General features: G+C 68.7%; 3 protein-coding genes and 2 pseudogenes. 2 read left to right on the top strand and 3 right to left on the bottom strand.

Translation table 11 applies throughout. The features are described 5' to 3' along the window. Positions 1-174, top strand: a pseudogene (locus ABTZ43_RS17085) (glycine betaine ABC transporter substrate-binding protein); the annotation flags it as partial. A gap of 113 nt (positions 175-287) precedes the next feature. On the opposite strand, the gene ABTZ43_RS17080 reads toward ABTZ43_RS17085, so the two are convergent. Further along, on the bottom strand, positions 288-1,010 hold the full coding sequence (locus ABTZ43_RS17080; RefSeq protein ID WP_350539629.1) for an SGNH/GDSL hydrolase family protein: 723 nt from the start codon (positions 1,008-1,010) through the stop codon (positions 288-290). Between the two features lie 41 nt (positions 1,011-1,051). Between ABTZ43_RS17080 and ABTZ43_RS17075 the strand changes: the two genes are divergently transcribed. Further along, positions 1,052-1,510: a cytochrome C5 gene (locus ABTZ43_RS17075; RefSeq protein WP_262492009.1), complete on the top strand. Its 459-nt coding sequence runs from the start codon at positions 1,052-1,054 to the stop codon at positions 1,508-1,510. An 11-nt stretch (positions 1,511-1,521) separates the two neighbouring features. On the opposite strand, the gene ABTZ43_RS17070 is transcribed toward ABTZ43_RS17075, so the two are convergent. Both ABTZ43_RS17070 and ABTZ43_RS17065 read right to left on the bottom strand, forming a co-directional pair. Next, the gene (locus ABTZ43_RS17070; RefSeq protein WP_253385154.1) at positions 1,522-2,523 is read right to left on the bottom strand and encodes a magnesium and cobalt transport protein CorA; all 1,002 of its coding nucleotides are present in this window, start codon (positions 2,521-2,523) and stop codon (positions 1,522-1,524) included. A gap of 277 nt (positions 2,524-2,800) precedes the next feature. After that, positions 2,801-3,086, bottom strand: a pseudogene (locus tag ABTZ43_RS17065) (SDR family NAD(P)-dependent oxidoreductase); the annotation flags it as partial.

Below are 3,086 nucleotides of genomic sequence, written 5' to 3'. Positions count from 1 at the left end.
GCCGAGGAGTTCCCCGAGGCCGCAGAGCTGATCGAGAAGATCAAGCTCGACGACGAGCAGTACGGCTCGCTCGAAGACAAGGTCGTGAACGAGTTCGGCGAGGGCAAGGAAGCGGATGCCGTCGACGCCTGGCTCGAGGAGCACGGCGACGAGTTCGACTGGGTCGTCAGCTGACCTGATTCCGCCCCGTTGGGCGGACTTCTCCCCGATGGGCGGAGGATCTCTCGCAGATCCTCCGCCCATCGCGGCGTTCACCGCCCGACGCAGGAACGGAGGGGAGGGCCGGGTCAGAGGCGCGCCACCGCGACCCGTGCCGCGAGCAGGGGCAGGGTGCGGTCGACCTCGGGCTGCGGGCGGATGCCGAGGGCGTGGGCGAGTTCGAGCGCGAGCGCGGCATGACCCGCGGCGTTGGGGTGGAAGGGATCGTTCATCAGACCCCAGGGCACCGCACCGCCACCGAGGTCGGTGAAGCGCGCGTGCTGGTCGACGAGGATCACGTCGTCTGACGCGGCGACCTCGCGCACGGCATCCGCGAACTCCACGATCCGCTCGCGACCGGGTGCGTTGGAGACGTCGATCGACGGCGGGGTCTGCAGCACGACGATCGTGCCCGCAGCCCGCGCGCGCGTGACGAACTCGCGCAGCGACGCGGCGAACTCCGCCGGCGCGACGGTCGCCAGGCCGGGACCGGTCGCCATGTCGTTGGTGCCGATCATCAGGGTCAGGATGTCGGGGCGCCAGGTCGCGACGCGACGATCCCAGTCGCCGAGGATGTCGGTGAGACGGTGCCCGCTGATCGCCGTGTTGATGACGGCATCGCGGGTGCGACCCAGCTCGCCGCGCACCAGCTCGTGCAGGTGCTCCGCGTAGGTGCGTGCACCCTGCGTGTGCACGAGTCCGTGGGTGATCGAGTCGCCGGTGATGACCCAGTTCAACGGCTCGGAGCCTGCGAGCAGGTCGGTGAGGCGGCGGAGATCGGATGCGGATGCGGGGGATTCGGCGTTCGGCACGCCCTAAAGACTAGCCGCGGCGTCAGTGGGAGACTGGTCTCATGGCTTCCCCACTGCTCGACGACCTTCTCGCCCGCATCGTCGAGAGCGGCCTGCTCGATGATCCGGTCGCCGAGAACGGCCTCGTCTACGGCCGGGCGACGATCGACGCGGCCGGCGCGGTGGTCACGGTCAACGTCGACCCCGAGCTCGAAGATGACGAAGAGAGCTTCGACGCCGACGAGCTGCTCGGGGCGATCAGCCGCATCCTGTCGGTGTCAGAGACGCGGTGGCGTGCGGTGATCGATGAGGTCGCCGACGACATCGACGAGGCGGTCGACGACGAGCCGGTGATCGAGCAGACCGACCTGCGCGACGACCTCGAGGCCACCTCCGCCGTGGTGTTCGCCGATGCGGTGCTGATCGCCTTCGATGCGCCGAAGCAGTTCCCGGACTCCCGGATTCTCGTGCAGCTCGACGACGAGCTCGAGGTCGCCAACATCGAGGTGCGCGATCGCTGAGCGGGCCCCCCTCACAACCACTTCTTGTACTTGAACACTCCGTAGAGGCCGACGGCGAACGCAGCCATCGCGCCGATCGCCATCGGGTAGCCGAACGCCCACTCGAGCTCGGGCATCGCCTCGAAGTTCATGCCGTACACCGTGCCGACGAGCGTGGGGGCGAAGATGATCGCGGCCCACGACGAGATCTTCTTGATCTCGTCGTTCTGCGCGAGTCCGGCCTCGGTCTGCCGCCGCGCGACGAGCGCGGAGTGCACGGTGAGCGCGTTCTCGAGGATCGCCCGGAACGAGTCGACCCGCTCGTTCACGCGGATGACGTGGTCGAGTACGTCGCGCAGCGACCGCTGCAGCTCCTCGTCGATGCGGTACTTCTCGGACCCGCGGCGCAGCCATTCCAGCATCCCGGAGAGCGGATGGACCGCCCGCTGGAAGTTGATCACCTCGCGCGAGAGCTCGTAGATGCGGCGGGAGAGCGCGTCGTCGTCGCTGTCGCCGAAGAGCTGGTCCTCGATCTCGTCGATGTCGTTCAGCAGGCCCGAGACGATGGGCTCGTAGCCGTCGACCACCTCATCGAGGATCGCGTAGAAGACGGCCTCCGGACCCATCGCGAGCAGCTCGGGGTTCGCCTCCATGCGCCGACGGACGGCGGCGAGGTCGGGCGACTCCGCGTGCCGGATCGTCACGACGAAGTCGGGGCCGACGAACAGGTGCAGCTCGCCGAACTCGATCGACTCCTGCTCGTCGCGGTAGCGGGCCGGGCGCAGCACCGCGAAGAGGGTGTCGCCGTAGCGCTCGACCTTCGACCGCTGGTGTCCCGAGAGGGCGTCCTCGACGGCCAGCGGATGCAGGTCGAACTCGCGCGCGACCGAGGCGACCTCCTCGGGGCTCGGACGGTACAGGCCGATCCAGGCGATGCCGCCGTGCGCATCGAGCGACCGGTAGGTCTCGTCGAGGTTCTCGGGGGTCTCCACGCGACGTCCCTGGACGTACACGCCGTTGTCGATGAGGGCCATGGCTGGCTCCGTTCTCGCAGGCGCACGCCCGGACAGAGGGGTCGTGCGCAGATTTCGTCAGGGGGCGGATGACGCCGCCGACGGCTGCGGAGCGGGACGAGCGGATGCGGAGCCGGAGCTCAACGCACGGATGCCGTCAGACGCGACGCAACGAAGGCGGCGTCGCAACTATCACCGGACATCGCCATCACCGCCTCTCGCGCTCTGAAGGGGTCACATGACCCGACGTGCCAGCATACTCCTGCGCGCTGGGCGTGGACTCCGCGGAGCGGACGCCTCAGGCGTCGATGCCGACGAGTTCGGCGCTCCTGCGCCACAGCGCCTCGGCGAGAGCAGCATCCTCGATCATCGGATTGACCCGTCGGGTCAGCACGCGCTCGTCGTAGTACCGCCCCGAGATCCAGGTCTCGTCGGGTGTCCCCTCGGCGAACCAGGTCAGGGTGCGGCCGCCCTTGTCGCTGCTGATGAGCAGCAGGTGCTTGAGCGGCGTGCGATAGACGAGGCGCATGATCGTGCTCGAGTCGGACGCGAAGTTGGTCTGCACGGTGCCGGGGTGGAAGGCG

Origin of the sequence: Microbacterium sp. NPDC097977, from assembly GCF_040302605.1 — a bacterium.
GTDB lineage: Bacteria > Actinomycetota > Actinomycetes > Actinomycetales > Microbacteriaceae > Microbacterium.
The sequence above is the reverse complement of the archived record's forward strand: the minus strand, read 5'-3'. Positions and strand labels throughout refer to the sequence as shown.